This is a genomic window from Streptomyces sp. N50, from assembly GCF_033335955.1.
In the GTDB taxonomy this organism is placed as follows: Bacteria; Actinomycetota; Actinomycetes; order Streptomycetales; family Streptomycetaceae; genus Streptomyces.
Map to the genome: position 1 here is coordinate 7,666,819 of NZ_CP137549.1, position 23,369 is coordinate 7,690,187.

25 protein-coding genes are annotated in these 23,369 nt (G+C 71.9%); 12 read left to right on the top strand and 13 right to left on the bottom strand.

Going from position 1 to position 23,369, the window contains the following annotated elements; all coding sequences use genetic code 11:
- Nucleotides 1–71: 71 nt before the first annotated feature.
- Nucleotides 72–671, bottom strand: a complete 600-nt coding sequence (locus R2B38_RS34165) for a nucleotidyltransferase family protein (protein ID WP_318019670.1) — start codon at nt 669–671, stop codon at nt 72–74.
- 188 nt (nt 672–859) lie between these two features.
- Between R2B38_RS34165 and R2B38_RS34170 the strand changes: the two genes are divergently transcribed.
- A complete protein-coding gene (locus R2B38_RS34170) occupies nt 860–1,180 on the top strand; it encodes a DUF5955 family protein (protein ID WP_033279463.1) in 321 nt (106 codons plus the stop codon).
- A gap of 1 nt (nt 1,181) precedes the next feature.
- Here the strand turns inward: R2B38_RS34170 and R2B38_RS34175 are convergent, their stop codons facing one another.
- Both R2B38_RS34175 and R2B38_RS34180 read right to left on the bottom strand, forming a co-directional pair.
- Nucleotides 1,182–1,883, bottom strand: a complete 702-nt coding sequence (locus R2B38_RS34175) for a DUF6304 family protein (RefSeq protein ID WP_318019671.1) — start codon at nt 1,881–1,883, stop codon at nt 1,182–1,184.
- Nucleotides 1,880–2,674 carry an IclR family transcriptional regulator gene (locus tag R2B38_RS34180; protein ID WP_318019672.1) on the bottom strand — a complete coding sequence of 265 codons (795 nt, stop codon included), beginning with the start codon at nt 2,672–2,674 and terminating at the stop codon, nt 1,880–1,882. The genes R2B38_RS34175 and R2B38_RS34180 overlap by 4 nt, the downstream gene beginning before the upstream one ends.
- A 290-nt stretch (nt 2,675–2,964) precedes the next feature.
- Here R2B38_RS34180 and allB point away from each other — a divergent pair, with 290 nt between their 5' ends.
- Both allB and alc read left to right on the top strand, forming a co-directional pair.
- Nucleotides 2,965–4,302 carry an allantoinase AllB gene (gene allB, locus R2B38_RS34185; RefSeq protein ID WP_318019673.1) on the top strand — a complete coding sequence of 446 codons (1,338 nt, stop codon included), beginning with the start codon at nt 2,965–2,967 and terminating at the stop codon, nt 4,300–4,302.
- Nucleotides 4,303–4,468: 166 nt separating this feature from the next.
- On the top strand, nt 4,469–5,584 hold the full coding sequence (gene alc, locus R2B38_RS34190; protein ID WP_318019674.1) for an allantoicase: 1,116 nt from the start codon (nt 4,469–4,471) through the stop codon (nt 5,582–5,584).
- A 57-nt stretch (nt 5,585–5,641) separates the two neighbouring features.
- On the opposite strand, the gene R2B38_RS34195 is transcribed toward alc, so the two are convergent.
- The gene (locus tag R2B38_RS34195; protein WP_318019675.1) at nt 5,642–6,385 is read right to left on the bottom strand and encodes an SDR family oxidoreductase; all 744 of its coding nucleotides are present in this window, start codon (nt 6,383–6,385) and stop codon (nt 5,642–5,644) included.
- Between the two features lie 100 nt (nt 6,386–6,485).
- Between R2B38_RS34195 and R2B38_RS34200 the strand changes: the two genes are divergently transcribed.
- The 3 genes from R2B38_RS34200 to R2B38_RS34210 all read left to right on the top strand — a co-directional run bounded on the left by R2B38_RS34200 (nt 6,486) and on the right by R2B38_RS34210 (nt 9,084).
- Nucleotides 6,486–7,304, top strand: a complete 819-nt coding sequence (locus R2B38_RS34200; RefSeq protein ID WP_078652313.1) for an AIM24 family protein — start codon at nt 6,486–6,488, stop codon at nt 7,302–7,304.
- Nucleotides 7,305–7,451: 147 nt separating this feature from the next.
- Nucleotides 7,452–8,084: a dihydrofolate reductase family protein gene (locus R2B38_RS34205; protein ID WP_318019676.1), complete on the top strand. Its 633-nt coding sequence runs from the start codon at nt 7,452–7,454 to the stop codon at nt 8,082–8,084.
- Nucleotides 8,085–8,175: 91 nt separating this feature from the next.
- The gene (locus tag R2B38_RS34210; protein ID WP_318021866.1) at nt 8,176–9,084 is read left to right on the top strand and encodes a DMT family transporter; all 909 of its coding nucleotides are present in this window, start codon (nt 8,176–8,178) and stop codon (nt 9,082–9,084) included.
- A 114-nt stretch (nt 9,085–9,198) separates the two neighbouring features.
- Here R2B38_RS34210 and R2B38_RS34215 read toward each other — a convergent pair whose 3' ends face one another.
- The 6 genes from R2B38_RS34215 to R2B38_RS34240 form a co-directional block, all read right to left on the bottom strand.
- A complete protein-coding gene (locus tag R2B38_RS34215) occupies nt 9,199–10,197 on the bottom strand; it encodes a CHRD domain-containing protein (protein WP_318019677.1) in 999 nt (332 codons plus the stop codon).
- Between the two features lie 126 nt (nt 10,198–10,323).
- Entirely contained in the window at nt 10,324–11,244 is a 921-nt protein-coding gene (locus tag R2B38_RS34220; RefSeq protein ID WP_318019678.1) for an STM4011 family radical SAM protein, read from the bottom strand.
- 9 nt (nt 11,245–11,253) lie between these two features.
- Nucleotides 11,254–12,591, bottom strand: coding sequence for an STM4012 family radical SAM protein (locus tag R2B38_RS34225; RefSeq protein ID WP_318019679.1), 1,338 nt, complete (start codon nt 12,589–12,591; stop codon nt 11,254–11,256).
- Nucleotides 12,588–13,403: an STM4013/SEN3800 family hydrolase gene (locus R2B38_RS34230; protein ID WP_318021867.1), complete on the bottom strand. Its 816-nt coding sequence runs from the start codon at nt 13,401–13,403 to the stop codon at nt 12,588–12,590. Before R2B38_RS34230 ends, R2B38_RS34225 begins: the two co-directional genes overlap by 4 nt.
- A 7-nt stretch (nt 13,404–13,410) precedes the next feature.
- A complete protein-coding gene (locus R2B38_RS34235; protein ID WP_318019680.1) occupies nt 13,411–14,592 on the bottom strand; it encodes an STM4014 family protein in 1,182 nt (393 codons plus the stop codon).
- A complete protein-coding gene (locus R2B38_RS34240) occupies nt 14,589–15,548 on the bottom strand; it encodes an STM4015 family protein (RefSeq protein WP_318019681.1) in 960 nt (319 codons plus the stop codon). The genes R2B38_RS34235 and R2B38_RS34240 overlap by 4 nt, the downstream gene beginning before the upstream one ends.
- A gap of 170 nt (nt 15,549–15,718) precedes the next feature.
- Between R2B38_RS34240 and R2B38_RS34245 the strand changes: the two genes are divergently transcribed.
- Together R2B38_RS34245 and R2B38_RS34250 are read left to right on the top strand one after the other, a co-directional pair.
- Nucleotides 15,719–16,045 carry a hypothetical protein gene (locus R2B38_RS34245; protein WP_318021868.1) on the top strand — a complete coding sequence of 109 codons (327 nt, stop codon included), beginning with the start codon at nt 15,719–15,721 and terminating at the stop codon, nt 16,043–16,045.
- 123 nt (nt 16,046–16,168) lie between these two features.
- Nucleotides 16,169–17,245 carry a DUF6745 domain-containing protein gene (locus tag R2B38_RS34250; RefSeq protein ID WP_318019682.1) on the top strand — a complete coding sequence of 359 codons (1,077 nt, stop codon included), beginning with the start codon at nt 16,169–16,171 and terminating at the stop codon, nt 17,243–17,245.
- Nucleotides 17,246–17,487: 242 nt separating this feature from the next.
- Here R2B38_RS34250 and R2B38_RS34255 read toward each other — a convergent pair whose 3' ends face one another.
- Nucleotides 17,488–17,877 (bottom strand): ribonuclease domain-containing protein, encoded by a 390-nt coding sequence (locus R2B38_RS34255; protein WP_318019683.1) that lies wholly within the window; start codon nt 17,875–17,877, stop codon nt 17,488–17,490.
- Nucleotides 17,878–18,136: 259 nt separating this feature from the next.
- Between R2B38_RS34255 and R2B38_RS34260 the strand changes: the two genes are divergently transcribed.
- The gene (locus R2B38_RS34260; RefSeq protein ID WP_318019684.1) at nt 18,137–19,384 is read left to right on the top strand and encodes a histidine kinase; all 1,248 of its coding nucleotides are present in this window, start codon (nt 18,137–18,139) and stop codon (nt 19,382–19,384) included.
- A 65-nt stretch (nt 19,385–19,449) separates the two neighbouring features.
- Here the strand turns inward: R2B38_RS34260 and R2B38_RS34265 are convergent, their stop codons facing one another.
- Nucleotides 19,450–19,665, bottom strand: a complete 216-nt coding sequence (locus tag R2B38_RS34265) for a hypothetical protein (RefSeq protein WP_318019685.1) — start codon at nt 19,663–19,665, stop codon at nt 19,450–19,452.
- A gap of 78 nt (nt 19,666–19,743) precedes the next feature.
- Between R2B38_RS34265 and R2B38_RS34270 the strand changes: the two genes are divergently transcribed.
- From R2B38_RS34270 to R2B38_RS34280, 3 genes are all read left to right on the top strand, one after another.
- Entirely contained in the window at nt 19,744–20,424 is a 681-nt protein-coding gene (locus tag R2B38_RS34270) for a response regulator transcription factor (RefSeq protein WP_033279446.1), read from the top strand.
- 65 nt (nt 20,425–20,489) lie between these two features.
- Nucleotides 20,490–21,674: a cytochrome P450 gene (locus R2B38_RS34275; RefSeq protein WP_318019686.1), complete on the top strand. Its 1,185-nt coding sequence runs from the start codon at nt 20,490–20,492 to the stop codon at nt 21,672–21,674.
- A 192-nt stretch (nt 21,675–21,866) separates the two neighbouring features.
- Nucleotides 21,867–22,265: a PaaI family thioesterase gene (locus R2B38_RS34280; RefSeq protein ID WP_318021869.1), complete on the top strand. Its 399-nt coding sequence runs from the start codon at nt 21,867–21,869 to the stop codon at nt 22,263–22,265.
- A gap of 54 nt (nt 22,266–22,319) precedes the next feature.
- On the opposite strand, the gene R2B38_RS34285 is transcribed toward R2B38_RS34280, so the two are convergent.
- Entirely contained in the window at nt 22,320–23,336 is a 1,017-nt protein-coding gene (locus tag R2B38_RS34285; protein ID WP_318019687.1) for a Gfo/Idh/MocA family oxidoreductase, read from the bottom strand.
- Nucleotides 23,337–23,369: the final 33 nt, after the last annotated feature.

Genomic DNA, 23,369 nt, shown 5'->3' on the forward strand with positions numbered 1-23,369 from the left:
TGGAAGTTCAATGGTTTGTTGACGTCGAGATTCTCCGGATCGAGTCAAAGTGGCGCTCGGTGCCACTCCGCTCACTCAAGGTGGACGAGATCCGCCTCAGTGTCGATGTCGTACGGCTGTGCCGCATCCCCGCACTCGACGAGCGTGACCGCGTCCGCGTGCGACTTGAGATACGCCCGCGCCCCCCGGTCCCCGGTCGCGCTCTCGGCGATCCCGGCCCAGTGCGCGGCGCCGAACAGCACCGGATGGCCGCGTACCCCGTCGTAGGCGGCCGAGACGAGGGAGTCCTCGTCCGCGAATCCGGCGAGCACCCTCGCCACCGCCTCCGCGCCGATCCCGGGCTGGTCGACGAGCGACACGAGCGCCGCCCGCGCCCCCGTCCCCGAGAGCGAGTCGAGCCCCGCCCGCAGCGAGGACCCCATCCCCTGCTCCCACTCCGGGTTCTCCACGACCACGCACCCGGTCAGCTCCGCCTGCTCCCGTACGGCGTCGGCACGTGCCCCCAGGACCACGTGGACGCGGGTGAGGCCGGCCGCGCGCAGGACCCCGACCGCGTGCTCCACGAGGGGCCGCCCCCGGTGTCGTAGCAGCGCCTTGGGCCGCCCGCCGAGCCGCCGGCCGCCTCCCGCGGCGAGCAGCAGCCCGGCGACCTGGTCTTCGTTTCGCGTCATGCGTCCTGCATACCTGACGCGACGGCGACCGGACGGAATCCTCCTACTTAATTTCGGTCCCCGGAGTGGCGCGCCCCGCACCGGGTGGCGTTTACTTGCCCGCGTCCCTCGGCGCCCGACCAGTGTTGCGGGGTACGCGGCGGGATCACAAAGTTCTTGCGCACGAAGACGTGCGAGGGGGGAGAGCTGTGTTGCGGAGCTTGGGGCAGAGGTCAGTGACCGGCAGTGACGAGGATCCGAGGGTGGCGGAACTGCGGACCGCGGTGTCCCGGTTGCGCCGCGAACTCGCCGCGCATCCGGCCGAGTTCCCCGACCGTGTCATCGCCGAGGACGAACTCGCGGCGCTGGCCGCGATGACCATCGACGGCGTCCCCGAAATCCCGCGCCTGCGCCGCTCGTTGCTGCTGATCGCCGGTGCGATCGGCTCCGTGAGCGCTCTCGCGCGGGGTCTGACGGACGTACGCAATGCCGTGGACCTGTTCGGTCAACCTCGGGGAGGGCAGGGCTAGTTCACCACCAGCGACGCACCGGGAACGGTCCCCGGTAGCCCGTGTGCGTGGTGCTCCGGTGCTCGAACTCCCCGCACAGCCAGGTCTCCTGGACGAATTCGGTGAGCGAGTCCCAGGCGTCGAAGATGTTGTCCGGGCCGCGCTTGCCCTCGACCAGCCGGTAGATGTCCTTGGCGGTACGGAAGCAGGCCAGGTCGCCCGTCAGCCCGTGCCCTATCGGGTGGTAGTCGGACCATGCGCATGCGATGCAGGCCCGCAGTCGCGCCCCGTCAGGCAGCTGCCGCTGGACCTCGTTCAGCGCGTCCTCGAAGTCGTCGTCGCCCTCCGCGCTGCGGTACTCGCGCCCGTCCAGGCGCAGGGTCGTGGTCAGTGTCTCCGCGTCCAACCCACGCCCAGGGCCGGCCGGGTCCCCGAGCCGCAACGCGCAGTCCAGCACCGCCGTCCGTGTGCCCTGCCCCTCGACAGCGACGGACAGCGGCACCTCCCACTCCAGGAGGCAGGAGCAGAGTCCGCCGTCGAAGAAGGTGAACGGGGCCTCCGGTGGCTCTCCGCCGAGCGCGCCGAGGTCGTCCATGCTGGAGCCCTCGAAGCGGACGCCCCGGATCGTCGTACGGATCGACTCCCGGCCGTCCGACTCGAAGACGACGGCCTCGGTGCCGTGCCGGTCGGTGTAGCGGCCCGGCCAGAACTGCCCGCCGCTCACGCGGGGTTCTGGCTGGCCAGTGCCTCCGACAGTTCGCCGGCCACCTGCTGGAGCACCGGCACGATCTTGTCGGTCGCCGACTCGGTGACCCGGCCCGCCGGGCCCGAGATCGAAATCGCGGCGGCGGTGGGGGAGTTGGGCACGGAGACGGCGAGGCAGCGGACGCCGATCTCCTGCTCGTTGTCGTCGATCGCGTAGCCGAGGCGGCGCACGTCCTCCAGTGCCGCGAGGAAACCGTCCGGCGTGGTGATCGTCTTCTCGGTGGCCGCGGGCATGCCGGTACGGGCGAGCAGCGCGCGCACCTCGTGGTCCGGGGTGTTGGCGAGGAGGGCCTTGCCGACGCCGGTGGAGTGCGGGAGGACGCGCCGGCCGACCTCGGTGAACATGCGCATCGAGTGCTTGGACGGCACCTGCGCGACGTACACGATCTCGTCGCCGTCGAGCAGCGCCATGTTCGCCGTCTCGCCGGTCTCCTCGACCAGCCGGGCGAGGTAGGGGCGGGCCCAGGTGCCGAGCAGCCGGGACGCGGACTCGCCGAGGCGGATCAGGCGCGGGCCGAGCGCGTACCGCCGGTTCGTCTGCTGGCGGACGTAACCGCAGACCACGAGCGTGCGCATCAGGCGGTGGATGGTGGGCAGCGGGAGGCCGCTGCTCGCGGAGAGCTCGCTCAGGCCGACCTCGCCGCCCGCGTCGGCCATCCGCTCCAGCAGGTCGAAGGCGCGCTCGAGGGACTGGACACCACCCGTGGCGGACTTGGTGGAGTCGGTGCTGCTCACGCTGGACGGCGGCACGGCGCGTTCCTTTCGGCACGGGCGGGAAGGGCTGAAGCCTACCCGGGGGTCGGTTGACTCCCCGCCTGTGCGTAGCTACGTTCTGCTTGCCGGAAGTTTAATTCCGCTTTGTGGAAACGTCCAGAGTGTGCGCATGAGGCGCATCGTGGAGATGTGTGCCCTTGACGGTACGGGAGCGGGAGTGAAGACTCCTTCAACAGAACGTTGAATTCCGTTACGTGGACGTAAATCCCGTTTCCCGGAAGTAACGGAAGTGACGGAAGCGACGACGGTGGCAGAGAGGGGTCCGGGTGTCCGACGCTGAACTGGTGGTGCGCTCCACACGTGTCATCACTCCCGAGGGGATACGCGCGGCGGCGGTCGCGGTCGCCGGGGGGAAGATCACGGCCGTCCTCCCGTACGACGCCCAAGTCCCGTCCGGAGCACGGTTCGAGGACTTCGGCGACGACGTCCTGCTGCCCGGCCTGGTCGACACTCACGTCCACGTGAACGACCCCGGCCGCACCCACTGGGAGGGTTTCTGGACCGCGACGCGGGCGGCGGCGGCCGGTGGCATCACCACGCTCATCGACATGCCGCTCAACTCCCTCCCGCCGACGACGACGGTCGACAACCTCCGTACGAAGCAGCAAGTCGCCGCGGAGAAGGCCCACATGGACGTCGGCTTCTGGGGCGGCGCCCTGCCCGACAACGTCAAGGACCTGCGTCCGCTGCACGACGCCGGCGTCTTCGGCTTCAAGGCGTTCCTGTCCCCGTCCGGCGTGGACGAGTTCCCGCATCTGGACCAGGACCAACTCGCCCTGTCCCTGGCCGAGATCGCCGGTTTCGACGGCCTGCTCATCGTCCACGCGGAGGATCCGCACCACCTTGAGGCGGCCCCGCAGCAGGGCGGCCCCAAGTACGCCGACTTCCTGGCCAGCCGCCCGCGCGACGCCGAGGACACGGCCATCGCGGGCCTGATCGCGCAGGCGAAGCGCCTCGACGCGCGTGTGCACGTGCTGCACCTGTCCTCGTCGGACGCACTCCCGCTCATCGCCGCCGCGAAGGCGGAGGGCGTCCGTATCACCGTCGAGACGTGCCCCCACTACCTCACCCTCACGGCGGAGGAAGTCCCGGACGGGGCAAGCGAGTTCAAGTGCTGCCCGCCGATCCGCGAGTCCGCCAACCAGGACCTGCTGTGGCAGGCGCTGGCCGACGGCACGATCGACTGCGTGGTGACGGACCACTCCCCGTCCACGGCCGACCTGAAGACCGACGACTTCGCCACCGCGTGGGGCGGTATCTCCGGCCTCCAGTTGAGCCTCGCGGCGGTGTGGACGGAGGCCCGCAAGCGCGGCCACGACCTCACCGACGTCGTCCGCTGGATGTCGTCAAGGACCGCGCAGCTGGCGGGACTTGAGCAGAAGGGCGCCATCGAGGCGGGCCGCGACGCCGACTTCGCGGTCCTCGCCCCGGACGAGACGTTCACCGTCGACCCGGCGGCCCTCCAGCACCGCAACCGCGTCACGGCGTACGCCGGAAAGACCCTCAGCGGGGTCGTCAAGTCGACCTGGTTGCGCGGCGAACGCATCGTGCTGGACGGCGAGTTCACCGACCCGAAGGGCCAACTCCTGGTCCGGAAGCCGTGATCCGGTTCCGCCGCGCCGCGCATGCCTTGATGCGGTTCCGGCGCACCCCGAACGCCGCCCCCTGGACGGCGAGTTCACCCACCCGAAAGGTCAACTCCTGACCCCTAAAGCCTGATTCACCCACTCCGCACCCGCAGCGGCCCACTCCCGAAAGGCAGACACAGCAGTGACGGCGATTCCGAGTTTCACCGGCGACGCGAACCCCTACGGAGGCGGTGACCCGTACGCGGACTACCGCACGGCCGACTTCCCCTTCACCCAGTACGTCAACCTCGCCGACCGGCAGCTCGGCGCCGGTGTCATCGCCGCCAACGACGAGTTCTTCGCCGAGCGCGAGAACCTGCTGGTGCCCGGGCCCGCCGAGTTCGACCCCGAGCACTTCGGCCACAAGGGCAAGATCATGGACGGCTGGGAGACCCGCCGTCGCCGTGGTGCCTCGGCCGAGCACCCCTGGCCGACGGCGGAGGACCACGACTGGGCGCTGGTCCGCCTCGGCGCGCCCGGCGTGATCCGCGGGATCGTCGTCGACACGGCCCACTTCCGCGGCAACTACCCGCAGGCGGTGTCGGTGGAGGGCGTCTCGCTCCCGGGCTCCCCGTCCCCCGAGGACCTCCTCGCCGACGACGTGAAGTGGACGCCCCTGGTCCCGCGCACACCGGTCGGCGGCCACGCGGCGAACGGCTTCGCCATCGCCACCGAGCAGCGCTTCACCCACCTCCGCGTCAACCAGCACCCCGACGGCGGCATCGCCCGCCTGCGGGTCTACGGCGAGGTCGTCCCCGACCCCAACTGGCTCGCGGCGCTGGGCACGTTCGACGTCGTCGCCCTGGAGAACGGCGGCTTCGCCGAGGACGCCTCCAACCTCTTCTACTCACCCGCGAGCAACACCATCCAGCCCGGCCGCTCCCGCAAGATGGACGACGGCTGGGAGACCCGCCGCCGCCGCGACCAGGGCAACGACTGGATCAGCTACCGCCTGGCGGCGCAGTCCCGGATCCGTGCCGTGGAGATCGACACGGCGTACCTGAAGGGCAACAGCGCGGGCTGGGCATCGGTGTCGGTGCGGGACGGCGAGACCGGCGACTGGCACGAGATCCTCCCGCGCACCCGCCTCCAGCCCGACACGAACCACCGCTTCGTCCTCCCGACCCCGGCGATCGGGACGCACGCACGCGTGGACATCTATCCCGACGGGGGGATCTCGCGGCTGCGGTTGTTCGGTTCGCTGACGGAGCAGGGGGCGACGACGCTGGCGGCGAGGTATCAGGAGCTGGGCGGCTGACGCACGCGCGCGTAGGGGCGCACCGGCCCGACAGGACCGGTGCGCCCCCTGTGTGCTTCACGCGGAATGGCCGCCGTCCACCGCGAACTCCGCCCCGGTGACGTAGTCCGCCCCGGCCAGATACGCGACCATCGACGCCACCTCGTCCGCCGTCCCGAACCGTCCCAACGCCGTCATCGCGGCCTGACCGGCCGCGTACGGCCCGTCCGCCGGGTTCATGTCGGTGTCCGTCGGACCCGGGTGCACGATGTTCGCCGTGATGCCGCGCCCGCCCAACTCGCGGGCCAGCGCCTTGGTCAGCCCGACCAGCGCCGACTTGCTCGTCGCGTAGAGCGTCCCGCCCGGCCCCGGCACCCGCTGCGTCATGCACGTGCCGATCGTGATGATGCGACCCCCGGACGCCATCCGCGTGGCAGCCGCCTGGGACGCCAGGAACACCCCGCGGACGTTCACCGCCAGAACGCGGTCCACGTCGGCGAGGGACAGCCCGTCCAACGGCCCGAGCAGCCCCACCCCCGCGTTGTTCACCAGCACGTCGAGCCCGCCCAGGGCCTTTGCCGCACGGTCCACCGCCCCTGCCGCCTCGGCGGCGTCCGCGGAGTCGGCACGCAGGGCCACGGCCCGCCGTCCCAGCGCCTCCATCCGCCCTACGACGTTCTCGGCCGCCTCCTTGCCGTCCACGTAGGTGACGGCCACATCCGCACCGTCCCGCGCGAGCCGCAGCGCCGTCGCCGCACCGATGCCCCGGCTGCCGCCGGTCACCAGAGCCGCCTTGCCCAAAAGGGTTCCCTGAGTCGTCATGTGTCCATCCCAGCGGCCACCGCACCCTGGTGCTGGCGGCGAACGGACACCGATGTCGATCGGCAGGAACTCTTTTCTTCGCCTCCCGCGTTCTCCCCTCGTGACCCTTCAGCAAGAAATCGTCGGCAACGCCATGCAGATGGCGGTCGTCAACCTGAACCCCGGCCAGACCGTGTACTGCGAGGCCGGGAAGTTCCTCTTCAAGACGACGAACGTGACCATGGAGACCCGCCTGAGCGGGCCGTCGGGCGGCGGCCAGCAACAGGGTGCCGGTGGCGCGGGCGGCGGCATGGGCGGCATGCTCCGCCAGGCCATGGGCACCGCCATGCAGGTCGGCCAGCGCGCGCTCGCGGGTGAGTCGCTGGCGTTCCAGTACTTCACCTCCCAGGGCGGCGAAGGCACCGTCGGCTTCGCGGGCGTGCTCCCGGGGGAGATGCGCGCCCTGGAACTGGACGGCACACGCGCGTGGTTCGCGGAGAAGGACGCCTTCGTGGCCGCCGAGTCCACCGTCCAGTTCGGCATCGCCTTCCAGGGCGGCCGCACCGGCATGAGCGGCGGCGAGGGCTTCGTCCTGGAGAAGTTCACCGGGCACGGCACGGTGATCATCGCCGGCGCGGGCAACTTCATCGACCTGAACCCGGCCGACTTCGGCGGCCGCATCGAGGTCGACACCGGCTGCCTCGTCGCCTTCGAGGAGGGCGTCCAGTACGGCGTCCAGCGCATCGGCGGCCTCAACCGCCAGGGCCTGATGAACGCCGTGTTCGGCGGCGAGGGCCTGTCCCTGGCCACCCTTGAGGGCAACGGCCGCGTCATCCTCCAGTCCCTCACCATCGAGAGCCTCGCCAACGCCCTGAAGAAGGCCCAGGGCGGCGACAAGCAGGGCCCGACCGGCGGCATGTTCTCGACCCACGCGGGCTGAGCCGCCGTAGCGCGAAGAACCGGGAGACGCCGTAGCGAGGACTGAGAGAAGGCGAGACGCCGTAGCGAGGACCGATGAGTTGCGGGGGCCCGCGGGGTCTGAGCTGATGACACCATCCGCTCCCGCAGCAGGAAGCAGGCACCCGACATGGGCAAGCTCGTCTCCACTCTCTTCGTCACCCTCGACGGCGTCTACCAGGGCCCCGGCGGCCCCGAGGAGGACACCCGCGGCGGCTTCGAGCACGGCGGCTGGAGTTTCGTCTACGGCGACGACGACTTCGGCCGGTTCGTGGTCGAGGTCTTCGACCGTTCCGGCGCCTATCTGCTCGGCCGCCGTACGTACGACATCTTCGCCGGGTACTGGCCGGACAAGACCGACCCCGCCGACCCGATCGCCGCCAAGCTGAACGCGCTGCCGAAGTACGTCGCCTCGTCGACCGTCACCGATCCCTCCTGGGCCGGCACCACGGTCATCGGCGGCGACCTCGCGAAGGAGGTCACCGACCTCAAGGAGCGCACCGGGGGCGAACTCCAGGTGCACGGCAGCGGCGCCCTCGTCCGCTCCCTCCTCGCGCTCGGCCTCGTCGACACGCTCCACCTGGTGACCTTCCCGGTCGTGCTCGGCAGCGGCCTGCGGCTGTTCCCCGAGGGCACCGAGCCCATGGCCTTCCGGCACACGGGCGGGCGCGTCACCAGCACCGGCGTCTCCATCCAGTCGTACGACCTGGCGGGCCGGCCGACCTATGGCTCGTACGCGGACGCCGATGCGGAAAACGCCTAGTCAGCGGGGGGTCGTGCCGGTACGGTGATCGTTCCGTGTGGCAGCCACCGATGTCTCCACCCCTTCGTCGGAGACCGGGAGAGCCGCCCTCATGTCCTCGATCGCCGTACCGTCCGCCGCCCTGCCCCGCCGGGCCTGGCTCACCGACCTGCCCGTCCTGCTGGTCGCGGTGGTCTGGGGCGCCAGTTATCTCGCGTCCAAGGACATCACCACGGCCCGCACGGTCCTCGCCGTCCTGGTCCTGCGCTTCGCCCTCGTCCTGCCCGTCCTGGCGGTCGTGGGCCATCGCTCGCTGCGCGCCCTGACAGCCTCACAGTGGCGCGGGGCGGCCCTGCTCGGGCTGATCCTCGCCGGGATCTTCCTCCTGGAGACCTACGGCGTCGTCCACACCTCGGCGACCAACGCCGGCCTGATCATCAGCCTCACCATGATCTTCACCCCGCTCGCCGAGGCGGCGGTGACCCGCACCCGGCCCTCCCGTGCCTTCCTCGGCGCGGCGGCCCTCTCCGTGCTCGGCGTGCTGCTGCTGACCCAGGGCGCGGGCTTCTCCCGCCCCTCACTCGGCGACCTCCTCATGCTGCTCGCCGCCCTCGCCCGCACCGTGCACGTCCTCGCCATGTCCCGCACCACGTCGGTCCAGGGCGCGGACGCACTGCCCCTGACCACCGTCCAACTCGCCACCGCCGTCGCGGTGTTCGCGATCCTGTCGACCGGCGCCGACACCACACCGTGGGCGACGGCCGCCGACTTCGGGCCGCGCGAGTGGGCCGGGCTGCTGTTCCTCTCCGTGTTCTGCACCCTGTTCGCCTTCTTCGTGCAGATGTGGGCCGTACGCCGGACCTCGCCCTCCCGCGTCAGCCTGCTGCTCGGCACCGAGCCGCTGTGGGCCGCGGCGGCGGGTATCGCGCTGGGCGGGGAGCGGCTCGGCGTGTTCGGGCTTGCGGGCGGTGTGCTCGTCCTTGTGGGGACGGCGTGGGGGCGCGGGGCTGCCCTCTCCTGAGCGACCTGGCGCGACCTGGCGGGGCCCGAACACACGGCGACGCGAGTCCGCGCGGGACTCGCGTCGCCTGGCTGGGTACGGCTCCGCCGGTTCGGGCGGCGCCGCTCGTCGGTGCTACTTGGTGGCGAGGAACAGGTAGTCCGCCGTGTAGGGGACGCGGGTGGTGGGCTGCGTGGCCGGGTCGCAGGTGCCGACCGGGGCGACGCCGCCGGCGGTGTTGAGACGTAGGACCGAGGTGGTCCTGGACAGGAGACCCTTACTCTTGCCGGTCTGCTGGGCGCGGAGCAGGAGTTGGGGGATGTTGCCCTTGCCGTTGTCGAACTTGTTGAGGACGGTGCCGGTCACCGAGGAGCCGTCGGGGGCGATCCACTGGGGCGGGCCGGCGGGGCCGTGCTTGGCGAAGCTGTGCTGGATGCCGCCCTGGAGGGTGGCGTCGACGTTGTCCTGGGTGAAGGCGTAGGAGCTGTCGTCCTGCTTGGTGCAGGCGTAGATCTGGGCCCCCTTGACGACGCCGGCCAGGGACGAGTGGCGGATGGCGTCGGGCAGCGAGACGGCGCCGGGCAGTGCGACGGCCTGTCCGCGGACCGCGCCGCCGGGGAACTCGGCGGTGTGCAGGTTGAAGTAGAACTGGTCGGGATGCGCCTCGATGTTCCGCAGCAGGTCGGTGTCCTTGACCTTCACGGTGCCGAACACGAACGGCACGCCTCCCTTGAGCTTCTCCATGAAGAACGGGATCTTCACGTCACCGTTGGTGCCCCGCGCCCCCTGGTGGAGATGGGCCATGGTCGGGGTGCCGATCCCCGTCCACGCGAACGCGAAGGACACCTCGTCGCCCTGGATGCGCATGAGGGCCACCGCGCTGCCGTCCTTGTCGCCCACCGCCGGCTTGCCCTTGACGGGCACCTCGTTGTCACCGGTGAGGATCGTGGTGAAGTACCGCGCCCCCGGCGCGTTCTGGGAGTAGCGGCCGATGGCACCCGCCGCCTGAGTCGCCCCCGCCGCCGGATGGGACACGGTGGCGTCGGCCGCACCGTTCACGCCGTTGCAGGCGGTCAGGAGCAGGGTGCCGGTGAGCGCCGTCGCGGCGATGGTCCCGAATCGCTTGAACTTCATGTGTCTCGTTCTCCCCGTGATGGCCGATCCGCGGCTGACCCGCGGTCGTTCTCCCTCCATCACGGGGCCCCTGTGGCGATCCCTCAGCCGATGACACTCCTGAGACACGCCTGAGAAGGGACGGCATCACTGAGGACACGACCTGGACATCGGGACCTGTGCGGGCCGCGCCATGAGCGTCAGGGGGCGCGGGGTGTCCTGGCCGGGGACGGCGGACGGCACCCGCTCCAGGACACCGCCCGCGAAGACGTCGTACAACGGCAGGGACTCCAGGTGGACATACCCGATGTGGCAGTCGCACACGGCCAGCGGGCACGCGCGTGGGCGCAGCGCCGCGCGGTACGAGCCGTCGTACAGGTTGCCCAGTTCGTCACGGACGAAGTGGCAGCGGCGGACCGTGCCCGCGCCGTCGACCGAGATCACGGACTCGCCGGTACGGCACGGGAGTCCGGCACTGCGGTGCGGGTGCCTGCTGTACGGGAAGAGCGGGTCGAGCGCGGTCCAGTCGTCGGCCTCGGCGTCCCCGTAGGTGTGTCCCTCGGCCGCGTTGATCCAGAGGTACACGTGCGGGGGCAGATCGTCGCGGAGCCGGCGGGCCGCCGCCAGATGGCCGGGCAGGCCCACCACACCGACACTGAAGCGCACCCCGCGATCGGCCAGTTCACGGCACTTGCCGAGGAAACGGTCGTACGGGGTCTGGCCCGGGTGGTACGTGCACCACAGGGCGAGCGTGTCGAGGTCGGCCTCGGCGAGCCAGCCGGTACGGCAGCTCAGGTTGGTCTGGATCGCGACCCGGCGCACGTGGGGCAGTTGGGACAGCTCGGTGAGGGTGCGCCGGTACCAGGAGCGGACCAGGCCCTCGCCCCACGGCGTGAACAGCAGCGACAACTCGTCCCCGCTGTCCGCCGCCCAGCGCGCGAAGCGCTCCAACGCATCTCGGTCCGCGCGGAGTTGGGCGGTCGAGTCGCGGCGCTTGGCGAACGGGCAGTAGGGGCAGTCGTAGTCGCAGGACGCGAGCGGGCCCCGGTAGAGGACGGTGAGATCCATGACGGTCCGTCACTTCCGTTCGTAGGCGGCCATGGCGGACCGCACTTCGGAGGAGAACAGCTCCGGGCCGATGGCGTCGGAGTGCGCCAGCCCCTCCGGGGTGAGCACGAGCCGCTCGCCCGCCGCGTCGGTCAGCCAGTCGCGCCCGGCCAGCCGGTCGAGCTCCGTCCCGAAGTCGTCGTCGGGTGAACTCCCGAAGCGGGCGCGGTAGTCGGCGACGGACAGCCCCTCGGCCTGGAGGAGGGACTGGAGGAGATGACGGCGGCGCGCCTCGTGTCCGTCGACGCGGTAGCCGACCTCCGCGTGCGCGAAGTCGGTCGTCGTGACGTAGTCGTCGATGATGCCGCGGATCTCGTGCATGCCGACCGCGTAGTCGAAGGAGTAGTGCAGCGCCGACGTGTACGAGCGGGCCCCGCAGCCGAGCCCGATCATGCCGTCCGTCTGACAGGCGTAGTCGTCGGCGCCCTGGGGCGGGGCGTCGGCCCGGCGGAACATCCGCATCGACTGCTGGACATAGCCGTGTGCGAGGAGGTGGTCGCGTCCCGCGCGGTACAGGCGCAGCCGCTGCTCGTCCCACTCCGGGTCGGCTCCGGCGTCCCCCTGGTGGCGGCCGAGGCCGGTCAACGGGCGGACGTAGAGCGGGTACAGGTACAGCTCCTCGGGGCGCCAGGCCAGGGCCGCGTCCAGGGAGGCGCGCCAGGTCCGCTCGGTCTGGCCGTCGATGCCGTAGATGAGGTCGATGTTGAGCACCGGGATGGTGGTGTCCCGGATCCGGCCGAGCGCCGCCTCCACGTCGGCGCGGCGCTGCGGGCGTACGGCGGCCCTGGCCTCGGAGTCGACGAAGCTCTGGACGCCCAGGCTGAGGCGGGTCGCGCCGCGGTCCGCGAGGACGGCGAGCCGGTCCGCGGTGGCCGTGGCGGGCGAGGCCTCCACGGAGAGCGGGACCGCGCGCAGGTCGGCGCCCATGCGCCGCTCGGCGAGGTCGCACAGGCGCTCCAGCTCGGACGCGGTGAGGAAGGTCGGGGTGCCGCCGCCGAACGCAGCCGTGGCGAAACGTGGCGGCTCCGCGTCGCCCAGCGCCGCCCGGACGGCGTCCGCCTGCCGCTCCAGGGCGTCGAGATAGGCGCCGGTCAGGCCGTCCGGGGCGCCGATGCGGGTGAAGAGGTTGCAGAACCCGCAGCGGACCTCGCAGAAGGGTATGTGCACGTACAGCGAGAGCGCGGCGCGGTCCTCCGCCGCCCACAACTCCCGCAGCGCGGGCCGGTCTTGGAGGCGCCGGTACGCCGTCTTGTGCGGATACGCGTACACGTAGTGCTGGTACGGGCCGGTCTGCTGCGCGGTGGTCATCGGGCGGCCTCGGCGGGGTCCAGGAAGAAGTGGGCGTACGGCACGGTCCACACGGACTCGTGGCCCAGGCGGTGGCCGGTGTAGCCGTCGTCGCCGTAGGCGGTGCCGTGGTCGGAGCAGACGATGACGAAGCACGGGCGCCGGGAGCTCGCGGCGGCGAACAGCCGCCCGATGTGCCGGTCGACGTACTCCAGCGCGGCGGCGTGCGTCTCCCTGGTGTCACCCGCCTCGCGGGTCGCGCCGGGCAGGTGGAACCAGTTGGGCTGGTGCAGCGCCGACACGTTCACGAACAGGAACAGGCGCTGTTCGGGGGGCAGTTGGCCCACGACCTGTTCCACGCGGTCGATCTGGTTCTCGAAGGAGTGCGGCGAGGTGACGCCGAACTCCTCCTCCCAGTGCGCCTCTTGGAACAGGCCGGGCAGTACGGAGCCCAGCGGACCGCGCCGGTTGAAGAAGCCCACGCCTCCGACGCAGACGGTGCGGTAGCCGGCCGCCGCCAGTCCGGACACCAGGTCGGGGGTGTCGTAGACGAAGGTGCCCTCGGCGGTCGTCTCGCTGCCAGGGAAGCTCGCCGCGAACAGCCTTGGATGCGGGCCGGGTTGGGCCGGAGTGGGCAGGAACCCGGCGAAGATCGCCTGGTGCGAGGCGTACGTGAAACTGCCCGGGGCGTGTCTCATCTCCCAGAGCCCGCCCGGCAGATGGCGCGCCAGGTGCGGGATGCGACCCTCGGCCGCCAACTCGACGGCCACGTCGTGCCGCAGCGTGTCGAGGGTGACCAGCAGGATGTCGTGGTCGCCGACGATCGCGTTCATGTCGGGCTCAGGCATGGGCTGTTCCTGTTCTGTACGGGTGACGCGGGCCGCTTCCGGCCGGTGCGCGCAGCACGGCCGCCACCTGCGCGCCGTAGGTGTCCAGACCCTCGGCGCCACTGCCGGGCAGTCCCGTGAGCCGGGGCAGCAGGTCGCCGAAGGCGTTGACCTCGCCGACGAAACTGCGGCGCCAGTCCACGGCCGGCAGCAGGTCGACCCCCACGCACAGCGTGCGCGGGAAGCAGGACGCGGCGCGCTCGCACACGTCCAGCACGTCGGACCAGCGGGCGCCCGCGGCGGTGACGGCGTGTCGGACGCCGTCCAAGTCGCCGCGGCTGCCGCCCAGATGGAGGTTGGTCAGCGGCCCGCGACTGGTGCGCACCACCGCGTGGGTGGCCCGCCCGGCCACGACGACCACCCGGAGATCCGCGGCCCGGCCCGACTGGGACGCCTTCGGCACCCAGCGTTCGAGATGCAGCCCGTCCGGCGCCAGCGCGTCCACGATGCGCGCGACGTCCCGCTCGTCGTGATACCGGCGCACCCGGAGCGAGTTGTGCAGTGCGCCGTCCGGACCGGTCTCGACGGACGTGGTCGCCCTGAACCGGCCGCCGCCCGCCGTCTCCACCGCGAGGACACCCGACGCCGACGAACCGTGCGCGGGCTTGACGAACAGCCGGGGCATCCGGTGCTCGCGCATCAGCGCCCGTACGTCGTCCCAGCCCCGCACGCGCGCGCCGAGCGGACCCGAGGTCGGGGAGTGCGGGACGGGCACGCCGGCCGCGTCCAGCACGGCGTGGCACGCCCGCTTGTCGAACAGCACCGCCAGGTCGTCCGGGTCGGCCAGGGGGATGCCGCCGCGCAGCGTGCGCAGCGCGGCGGTGAACCGCGTGTACCAGCGGGCCGAACCCTCCACCCGGGTCGGCTCCGTGGTACCCCGCAGCAGCCGGTCGACCTCGGGGTTCTCGCCGGGGGAGTCGACCCGGACGAACTCGTCGGCGGCGAAGTCCGCTCCCCGCGCGCGCAGGACGTCCGTCCAGGCGACGACGCGGGGTGCGGGCAGCCCGGCCGCGCGCACGGCGTCCGCGAAGAGGGACACCCTGCGGTTCTCGGGGTTGCCGACCACCGCGAACCGGGGCGCGGCGCGGGCGGACGACGCGGCGGCGATCGGCCCGGCCGCGGTGGACGCGGTCACTCCCCGACGGCGACGTAGCGCCAGACCGTGCCGTCGTCCTCCGTGTCCTCCTCGGCGTCGTCACGGTCCAGGTCGACGTCCACGCCCGCCGGCACCAGCGTCTGCCGTACGCGCTCCGCGACGGCCTCGCTGAGGTAGTTGTGGTGCAGGTCCAGCTTCTTGAGATGCGTCAGCGGCTGCCCGCTCAGCAGCGCCACGGCGCCCTCGTCGGTCAGCACGCCCATCGACAGGTCCAGCACCTCCAGGCGCTCCACCACCGGGGCGGCGGCGACCGCGGCGGCCACCGCGTCCTGCATCTCGCTGTTGCGCAGGGCCAGATGACGCAGGCGCGGCAGCCGCGCACCGGACAGGATCGGCTCCAGGTCGGCGGCCTCGCTGTCGCCGCCGTAGTCCGGCGTGCCCAGCCACAGGTCCAGGTGCTCCAGGGCGGGCAGGTCACTGGCGCCGATGCCGCGCACCACCTCGACGGGCAGCCCGCCCGTCTCCGCCACCAGCCGGCGCAGCGCGCCGTGGCGCAACGCGGTGAACTCGAGGCCGGTGCCGCCGCGCACTCCGAACTCCTCCAGCGCCGGGTAGGCGTCGAGCAGCGGGGTGACGTCGGACTGGTGGATCCAGGAGATCTCGCACTCCTCCATCACCAGGTCGCCCAGGAACATCGCGCGCAGTGCGGGGAAGGCGTCCCGGGCCGCCACGAGTGCCTCGACGACCGGCGTGGGCGCGGTGTCGTAGGCCTCCTCCCAGCCGCCGATGATCAGGGCCCGGACCCGGGCCGTGTCGACGTCGGCACGGAAGCGGGCGAACGTGTCGGTCCACGCCTCGTCGGTGTCGTACACGTTGGCGCCGATGCGCCAGGCCACCGATTCCGGCTCGGGCAGGCGGTCGGTGGGGGCGCCCGGTCCGGGAAAGGTGAACGAGGGCAGCCCGTGCAGCGCGTCGAGATGCTCACCGATGGTCATGCGGCCGCTCCTGAGAAGGAAGTGTGCGTGGTCTGTGGTGCCGCATTTCTACCAACCGCCACTGACAGTGCCGTTCGGCGGGGGCGGGCCCGGGGCCGTTGTCAGTGGTGCCGCCTAACGTCGTGGTCATGAAGCCGGTGCGTGGCGCACCCGGCGGTGAGGGGACAGCCATGTACCGACAGGGAGACGTGCTGATCGTGCCGGTCGCGCAGGACGCGGTGCCCGCTCACGCGGCGCACGCCCCGAGGGAGCGGCGCGACGCACAGGGGCGGCTCGTGCTGGCACTGGGAGAGGTGACGGGGCATGCCCACGCGGTCGTCGGGCCGGGGGAGTTGGTGCGCGAGCCGGGCCCGTACGGGCCGTTGCTGCTCCATCTGCCCCAGGGCGGGCGGGTGGTGCACGAGGAGCACGCGGCCATCGCGCTGCCCAAGGGGTGGTTCCGGGTCGTCAGGCAGCGGGAGTACGTGCCCGGGTCCGTGCGGATCGTGGCCGACTGAGCGACCGGGACGCACCGGCGGTACGGGAGCGCCGGGCGAGGAGTGGAGGAGGGGCACGTGGGTGGGACGGACGTGGGAAGGGACGGAACGATGGACCTGAAGTCGGGCGGGGGAGCGGGGAGTATGACGGCGGTCGTGGAGCAGGACCCCGAGGGGGACCGACTCGGCCATGGGGGAACGCCGTTCGGCCCCTCCCTCGACCTCGCGCGGTGGCGGACGCGGTCCTCGGCGACCGGCCCCGCTGACCGGGCGCGCGCCGAGGAGGGCGTCCGGCGGGCCTACCGGCTGGCGGGACTCGGGGAACCGGAGCGCGTGGTGTGGGCGGGTTCGCCCCGCGCGGCGGTCGCCCTCCTCCGGGAGCAGGCGGACCGGGGACCGAGCGTCCGGGACGTGGTGCGCAGTGCGCCGTGGGCGGCGGCGAGACGGCGGCTGCACGCCGAGTTGGGGCCCATGGGGTGGTCGGCCCACTGGGCGGCGACCGGCGGACAGCTGTGGCCGTCGACGCAGGCCCTGGTGGACCGGATCCGTACGGGCGTGATCGAGGACCTGGCCGGGAGCGACACCGGCAAGGAGGCCGCGGAGATCCGGCTGCTTCTCCTGGACGCCGTGCTCGGGCAGCACGACGCGCCGTGGCTCGCGGCGTTCCCCGCCGACGACGGCCCGCTCGACGCGCTGTCCGAAGTGTGCCGCAGCGCCGGCTGGTGGTGGCCGTTCGCGCGGATCGCGGTGCTCTCGGAGCGCCCCTCGGCCCTCCACCGCGACGAGGCGGGCCGCCTCGACCACGGGGACGGCCCGGCGCTCGCCTACCCGGACGGCTTCGCGCTGCACGCCTGGCGCGGCATGCCGGTCCCGGCCGCCTTCCTGGCCGAACTGCCCACGCTGACCCCGGAACGCATCCGCGCCGAGGAGAACGCCGAGCTGCGCCGCGTGATGCTTGAGTACTACGGCTGCGACCGGTACCTCACCGATTCGGGAGCCCGCCCCCTGCACCGGGACGAGACGGGCACGCTGTGGCGGATCGACCTGGCCGACGACGAGCCCGTGGTCATGGTGGAGGTCCTGAACTCCACACCGGAACCCGACGGCACCCACCGCACGTACTGGCTACGGGTCCCCCCGTCGACGCGCACAGCCCGAGCGGGGGTGGCCTGGACCTTCGGCCTGGACGCTGAGGCGTACGCACCCGAGCGGGAGACCTGAGAGTCCCCCCGTACGCGGCCGGACCGGAGCGGTCGGCAGGGACGACGGGGGCCTTCGGCTTCCCCCGGCGGCAGGACGTGCCTCGCCCCGCGACCCATGAACGTGGGGGGAGCCGCGGGGCGAGGGGTGAGCGATGGTGCAGCCGGTGATGCGGCCGGTGGGGGCCGGACGCCCGGGTGGCTACGGGCCGGACCTACGGTCGGACGCGTCGTTCCTTCAGGTGCCGTACCTGACCGATCGGCTCAGCAGCCGAAGTTGATCAGGTTGAAGGTGACGTAGTGGTCCGAGGTGTAGTAGTCCTCCTGGGTCTTCTTTCCGGTGACGATGCGGCGCGCACCTCGCGTGGACGAGCCAGGAGTCTTGACCGTGTACTCGTGGTAATACCCGGACGCCTGGCTGGGGAGGACGCCTTCCTGGTTGCGGAAGACGACGCCGTCCTGCGAGTAGGGGAAGGGGCCGTTCGTCGCGATCAGGTCGAGCGTGTCGTACGCCTGCGAAGGCAGGGCGCTGTAACAGATGCTGCCGACCGCGGCGGCGGCCGGGGTCGCGGTGGCGACGGTGCCGCCGACGAGGAGAGCGGACAGGACGGCGGCTGCTGCGCCGATGCTGGTGATCCGTGGGGGGAATCTCATGTCTTCATGATGACGCGCGTAGATAGTGGCATGTCAATGACAACTACGGAGATTTTCCCGCCAAGTCCGATGAGTTTTCAGGGAGTTAACCTGACGCGCGGCGTCTCCACGCGATCTGCGCACGGGCTGGGGGCCGGGGGATCGGGGGACTGGGGGGCTGGGGGCATGTCCGCCGAAAGTCTGTGACGGCGCGACTTTGGTCGCCGTTCCCCCGCACGGGGTGGGTGACCGGGCCCGGTGCCGCATAGATTTGTCGACCGTGACAGGTGACAGGACCGCGAAGGTACCGCAGGCGTTCGCGGGGCGCCGATGGCTGCTGCCGTCCGCCGTGGCCGACGAACTCGACCCCGACGTCGAACGGCGCGGACGTCCCCGCCGTACCGCCCGCGACTGGGTCGTCGACACCTGCTGCTTCCTGCTGGCCGTGGGCATCGGACTCGCCGCCGCGCAGACCCTCGACAGCGACACCGCGACCCCGCACTCCCTCGCCGTCGTGGACCAGCTCTTCGGGGTCCTCGCCTGCGGCGCGGTGTGGCTGCGCCGCCGCTGGCCGCTCGGGCTCGCGGTCGCGATGGTCCCCGTCGGCTTCGTGTCGAACACGGCGGGCGGCGCCGCCATGGTCGCCGTGTTCACGCTCGCCGTGCACCGCCCCTTCCGCTACGTCGCCTGGATCGGCGGCGTCCAACTCGCCCTGGCCCCGCTGTTCTTCTGGCTGCGCCCGGACCCCGACCTGCCGTACGCCGGCGCGGTCGTGTTCACCGAACTGCTCACCCTCACCGTCATCGGCTGGGGCATGTTCGTCCGCTCCAAGCGGCAGCTCATGCTCAGCCTGCGCGACCGCGCCCGGCGCGCCGAGACGGAGGCGGAGCTGCGGGCCGAGCAGGCCCAGCGGCTCGCCCGCGAGGCCATCGCGCGCGAGATGCACGACGTGCTCGCCCACCGGCTGACCCTGCTGAGCGTGCACGCGGGCGCGCTGGAGTTCCGCCCGGACGCGCCCCGCGAGGAGGTCGCGCGGGCGGCCGGTGTCATCCGGGAGAGCGCCCACGAGGCCCTCCAGGACCTGCGGGAGATCATCGGCGTCCTGCGCGCGGGCGAGCCCGACGACACGGGCCGTCCGCAGCCCACGCTCGGCGCCCTGGACGCGCTGGTCACCGAGTCCCGCGAGGCCGGCATGAAGGTCACCCTCGCCAACCGGGTCACCGACCCCGCCGCGGTCCCCGCCTCGGTCGGCCGCACCGCCTACCGCATCGCCCAGGAGGCCCTCACCAACGCCCGCAAACACGCCCCGGGCACGGAGGTCACGGTGACGGTCACCGGCACCCCGGGCGACGGCCTGGTGATCGCCGTGCACAACCCGCCCCCGGAGGGTGCTGTGCCCCATGTCCCCGGTTCCGGCCAGGGGTTGATCGGGCTGACCGAGCGGGCGACGTTGGCGGGGGGACGGCTGGAGCACGGGCCGGGAGAGGGCGGGGGGTTCCGGGTGCGGGCTTGGCTGCCGTGGGGGTGAGTGCCGTTCGGTGCCACGGGTGACTCCCGTTCCGCGCACGGAGGATGGCGGCCGCTCCCGGAAAGTCACCACTCCTGCGCCGACCATGCGAACTCCGGCCAACTCGCCGGCTCTGCCTGTGTGTTGGCGCGGGCGTGGTCGGACCGGGCGCCCGGGGTGCTGCTGTGGAGCACCGGTCGCACTGCCGTCCCGCCGCCCCGGAGCCGTTCCCCGATGATCACCCCGCTCGCGGTGTCGACGGCACGGCCGCCCGCCCCGGCGTGGGCGGCGAGGGCGCACACGCCTCCTTGGGCGCCCCACCCCGCCCCGCACCGCAGACCGCGCCGCCACCCGCCGCGTCGCCATGGTTACGTAGCCCCATGACTGCGATCAGACTGCTCCTCGTCGACGACGACCCGCTGGTGCGGGCCGGGCTGTCCTTCATGATGGGCGGGGCCGCCGACATCGAGATCGTCGGCGAGGCCGCCGACGGCAGCGAGGTCGAGGAACTCGTCGACCGCGTCCACCCGGACGTCGTCCTCATGGACATCCGTATGCCGTCGGTCGACGGACTGACGGCGACGGAGCGGTTGCGCGCCCGAGGCGACGCGCCCCAGATCGTCGTCCTCACCACCTTCCACGCCGACGAACAGGTGCTACGGGCCCTCCGCGCGGGCGCCGCCGGCTTCGTCCTCAAGGACACCCCGCCCGCCGAGATCCTCGACGCCGTGCGCCGGGTCGCGGCCGGTGATCCGGTGCTGTCGCCCGCGGTCACCCGGCAGTTGATGGAGCACGCGGCGGGCACCGCCACCGACACCCGTCGGGCACGCGCGCGTGAACGCATCGCAGCCCTGGGGGACCGCGAACGCGAGGTCGCCGTAGCCGTCGGGCAGGGCCTCGCCAACGCCGAGATCGCCACCGGCCTCTTCATGAGCGTGGCCACCGTGAAGACCCACGTCTCCCGCATCCTGGCCAAGCTCGACCTCAACAACCGTGTGCAGATCGCCCTGTTGGCGTACGACGCGGGTCTGCTCGAAGAGGACGGGGAGAGCGGGCACTAGTCGCCGCCGCCGTCCGTTCCCATTGCACTGGGAGGCCTCGGGGGATCGACCAGGAGGGGGCAGGCATGACCGAAGTGATCGATCTGGGGGAGTTCGGCGAGGCGTTCCGGCGGGACCCGCACCAGGTGTACGCCATGCTGCGGAAGTCGGGCCCGGTGCACCGCGTACGGCTGCCGACGCCGGACGAGCACCACGTGACCTGGCTGATCGTGGGGTACGAAGAGGCGCGCTCGGCGCTCACCGACCCGAGACTGGCCAAGGACGGCGGCAAGATCGGGGTGACGTTCCTCGACGAGGAGCTGATCGGCAGATATCTGCTGACCACCGACCCACCGGACCACACCCGCCTGCGCGGGCTGATCAGCCGCTCGTTCACCATGCGCCGGGTCGAGGAACTGCGCCCGCGCGTCCAGCAGATCACCGACGACCTGCTGGACGCGATGCTGCCCTCCGGCCGTGCCGACCTCGTCGAGGCGCTCTCCTACCCGCTGCCGATCACCGTGATCAGCGAGCTCCTGGGCGTACCCGAGCTGGACCGCGCGGAGTTCCGCAAACTCTCCACGGAGGCGGTGGCGCCCACCAGTTCGGGTGCCGAGTACGACGCGTTCGTCCGGCTCGCCGAATACCTCGGCGACCTGATCGAGGACAAACGCTGCGCGGGCCCCAGCGGCGACCTGCTCAGCGACCTGATCCGCACCACCTCCGAGGACGGCGACCGGCTCTCCCCGCAGGAACTGCGGGGCATGGCCTTCATCCTGCTCATCGCCGGCCACGAGACCACCGTCAACCTCCTCACCAGCGGCATCCACGCCCTGCTCACCCACCCGGACCAACTCGCCGCCCTGCGCGCCGACATGACCCTGCTCGACGGCGCGATCGAGGAGATGCTGCGCTACGAGGGCCCGGTGGAGAACGGCACGTTCCGGTTCGCCGCCGAGCCGCTGGAGATCGCGGGTACCTCGGTGGAGCGGGGCGATCCGGTCATGGTCGGCCTGACCGCCGCCGACCGCGACGGGGTCCGCTTTCCGGCCCCGGACCGCTTCGACATCCGCCGCGACACCCGCGGCCACCTCGCCTTCGGCCACGGCATCCACTACTGCCTCGGCGCCCCCTTGGCCCGCCTCGAAGCCCGCACGGCGATACGCACCCTGCTGGAGCGCGCCCCCGCCCTCACCCTGGACGGCCCGCCCGGCGACTGGCTCCCGGGCATGCTGATGCGCGGGATGCGCGCGCTGCCGGTGCGCTGGTAGAACGGCTGCGCGGGGCGGCCGTAGCAGCGGCTGAGCCCTGAAGGCCGTAGCAGCAGCAACCTCGGCAGCAACTGCCGTAGCCGCAGCGGTTGTTGAAGTCGCGGCAGCCGTAACTGCCCTGAAAGTCATGGATCCTTTAGGAGGACCGCCCTCGTGACCGCAAGCGCCGAGTTCGCCGAGTTCGACCTGACCATGGCTCGGAAGGCGTTGGAGAGTCAGCCCTTCAGCAGGCTGATCGGCGCGCGGCTGAGCGCCTTCGGGGACGGGATCGCCACGCTGGAGATCGACATCAGGGAGGACCTGCTCCAGCAGAACGGTTTCGTGCACGGCGGAGTCCTCGCCTACGCCGCCGACAACGCGCTCACGTTCGCCGGCGGTACGGCACTCGGCCCCGCGGTCCTCACGGGCGGGCTGTCCATCCAGTACGTCCGCCCGGCCACCGGCCGCGTCCTGCGCGCGCACGCGGAGGTCGTCCAGGCCGGCCGCCGCCAGGCCGTCGTCCGCTGCGACGTCCTCGCGGTCGCCGACGACGGCACGGAGTCCCTCTGCGCGGTCGCCCAGGGCACGGTGCTGGCGGTCCGTGCGTCCTGAGCGCCTCCTGAGGTGCCTGAGGAGGCGTCACCTTCTACGACACGACTGTGCTGCTCAGCTGTAGGGGAAGGCGCCCGCGATCTCCGCGAGGCGGACCGGTCTGTGTTCGCGTCTGGACACTTCGCAGGCCTCGGCGATGCGCAGTGCCTGAAGGGCCTCGCGGCCGTCGCACGGGTTGGTGCGCTGGCCGACGACCACCTCCACGAAGGCGATCAACTCGGCCTCGTAGGCGGGCCCGAAGCGCTCCAGGAAGCCGGTCCACGGCTTGGTCGCGGCCGGGGGACCGGTCGGCTCGGTGGAAGCGATGGGCGTGCGGTCGTCCAGGCCGACGACGACCTGGTCGAGTTCTCCGGCCAGCTCCATCCGGACGTCGTAGCCCGCCCCGTTCAGGCGCGCGGCCGTCGTCGTGGCCAGCGTGCCGTCGTCCAGGGTGAGGACCGCCGCGGCCGTGTCGATGTCACCGGCCTCGCGGAACATCGAGGGACCGGCGTCCGAACCGGTCGCGTACACGTCGACGACCTCGTGCCCGGTCACCCAGCGCAGCATGTCGAAGTCGTGGATCAGGGTGTCCCGGTACAGCCCGCCGGAGATCGGGAGGTAGGCGGCCGGGGGAGGCGTCTGGTCGGAGGTCATCGCGCGGACCGTGTGCAGCCGTCCCAGCCGCCCCGAGCGCACCGCCTCCCGGGCTCCCGTGTAGCCCGCGTCGAACCGGCGCTGGAACCCCATCTGAAGGATCGTTCCCGCCGTCTCGACCTCGGCGATCGCTTGCAGCGAGCCCGGCAGGTCGAGGGCGATGGGCTTCTCGCAGAACACCGGGAGCCCGGACCGTGCCGCTCTCCCGATTAATTCGGCGTGCGCCGATGTCGCCGTGGTGATCACCACGGCGTCCACGCCCCACTTGAAGATCTCCTCCGTGCTCGGTGCCGCCGTTTCCCCCAGCCGGTTCGCCAGCTCCTGGGCCCGGACCGGGTCCACGTCCGTGAGGATCAGCGAACCGACCTCGCGATGACGGCTGAGCGTCCTGGCATGGATGGTCCCGATGCGGCCCGTACCGATGACTCCGATGCGCATGGGAACAAACTGAGGGCCGACCAGGCACGCTGT

What these genes read in the sequence shown, in the direction of transcription:
- R2B38_RS34195 (WP_318019675.1), bottom strand. Translation starts at nt 6,385, where the DNA reads ATGACGACTCAGGGAACCCTTTTGGGCAAGGCGGCTCTGGTGACCGGC.
- R2B38_RS34270 (WP_033279446.1), top strand. Translation starts at nt 19,744, where the DNA reads ATGACTGCGATCAGACTGCTCCTCGTCGACGACGACCCGCTGGTGCGG.
- R2B38_RS34205 (WP_318019676.1), top strand. Translation starts at nt 7,452, where the DNA reads ATGGGCAAGCTCGTCTCCACTCTCTTCGTCACCCTCGACGGCGTCTAC.
- R2B38_RS34220 (WP_318019678.1), bottom strand. Translation starts at nt 11,244, where the DNA reads ATGGATCTCACCGTCCTCTACCGGGGCCCGCTCGCGTCCTGCGACTAC.
- R2B38_RS34240 (WP_318019681.1), bottom strand. Translation starts at nt 15,548, where the DNA reads ATGACCATCGGTGAGCATCTCGACGCGCTGCACGGGCTGCCCTCGTTC.
- R2B38_RS34255 (WP_318019683.1), bottom strand. Translation starts at nt 17,877, where the DNA reads ATGAGATTCCCCCCACGGATCACCAGCATCGGCGCAGCAGCCGCCGTC.
- R2B38_RS34285 (WP_318019687.1), bottom strand. Translation starts at nt 23,336, where the DNA reads ATGCGCATCGGAGTCATCGGTACGGGCCGCATCGGGACCATCCATGCC.
- R2B38_RS34245 (WP_318021868.1), top strand. Translation starts at nt 15,719, where the DNA reads ATGTACCGACAGGGAGACGTGCTGATCGTGCCGGTCGCGCAGGACGCG.
- R2B38_RS34215 (WP_318019677.1), bottom strand. Translation starts at nt 10,197, where the DNA reads ATGAAGTTCAAGCGATTCGGGACCATCGCCGCGACGGCGCTCACCGGC.
- R2B38_RS34210 (WP_318021866.1), top strand. Translation starts at nt 8,176, where the DNA reads ATGTCCTCGATCGCCGTACCGTCCGCCGCCCTGCCCCGCCGGGCCTGG.
- R2B38_RS34280 (WP_318021869.1), top strand. Translation starts at nt 21,867, where the DNA reads ATGGCTCGGAAGGCGTTGGAGAGTCAGCCCTTCAGCAGGCTGATCGGC.
- R2B38_RS34250 (WP_318019682.1), top strand. Translation starts at nt 16,169, where the DNA reads ATGACGGCGGTCGTGGAGCAGGACCCCGAGGGGGACCGACTCGGCCAT.
- R2B38_RS34230 (WP_318021867.1), bottom strand. Translation starts at nt 13,403, where the DNA reads ATGAACGCGATCGTCGGCGACCACGACATCCTGCTGGTCACCCTCGAC.
- R2B38_RS34225 (WP_318019679.1), bottom strand. Translation starts at nt 12,591, where the DNA reads ATGACCACCGCGCAGCAGACCGGCCCGTACCAGCACTACGTGTACGCG.
- R2B38_RS34275 (WP_318019686.1), top strand. Translation starts at nt 20,490, where the DNA reads ATGACCGAAGTGATCGATCTGGGGGAGTTCGGCGAGGCGTTCCGGCGG.
- R2B38_RS34165 (WP_318019670.1), bottom strand. Translation starts at nt 671, where the DNA reads ATGACGCGAAACGAAGACCAGGTCGCCGGGCTGCTGCTCGCCGCGGGA.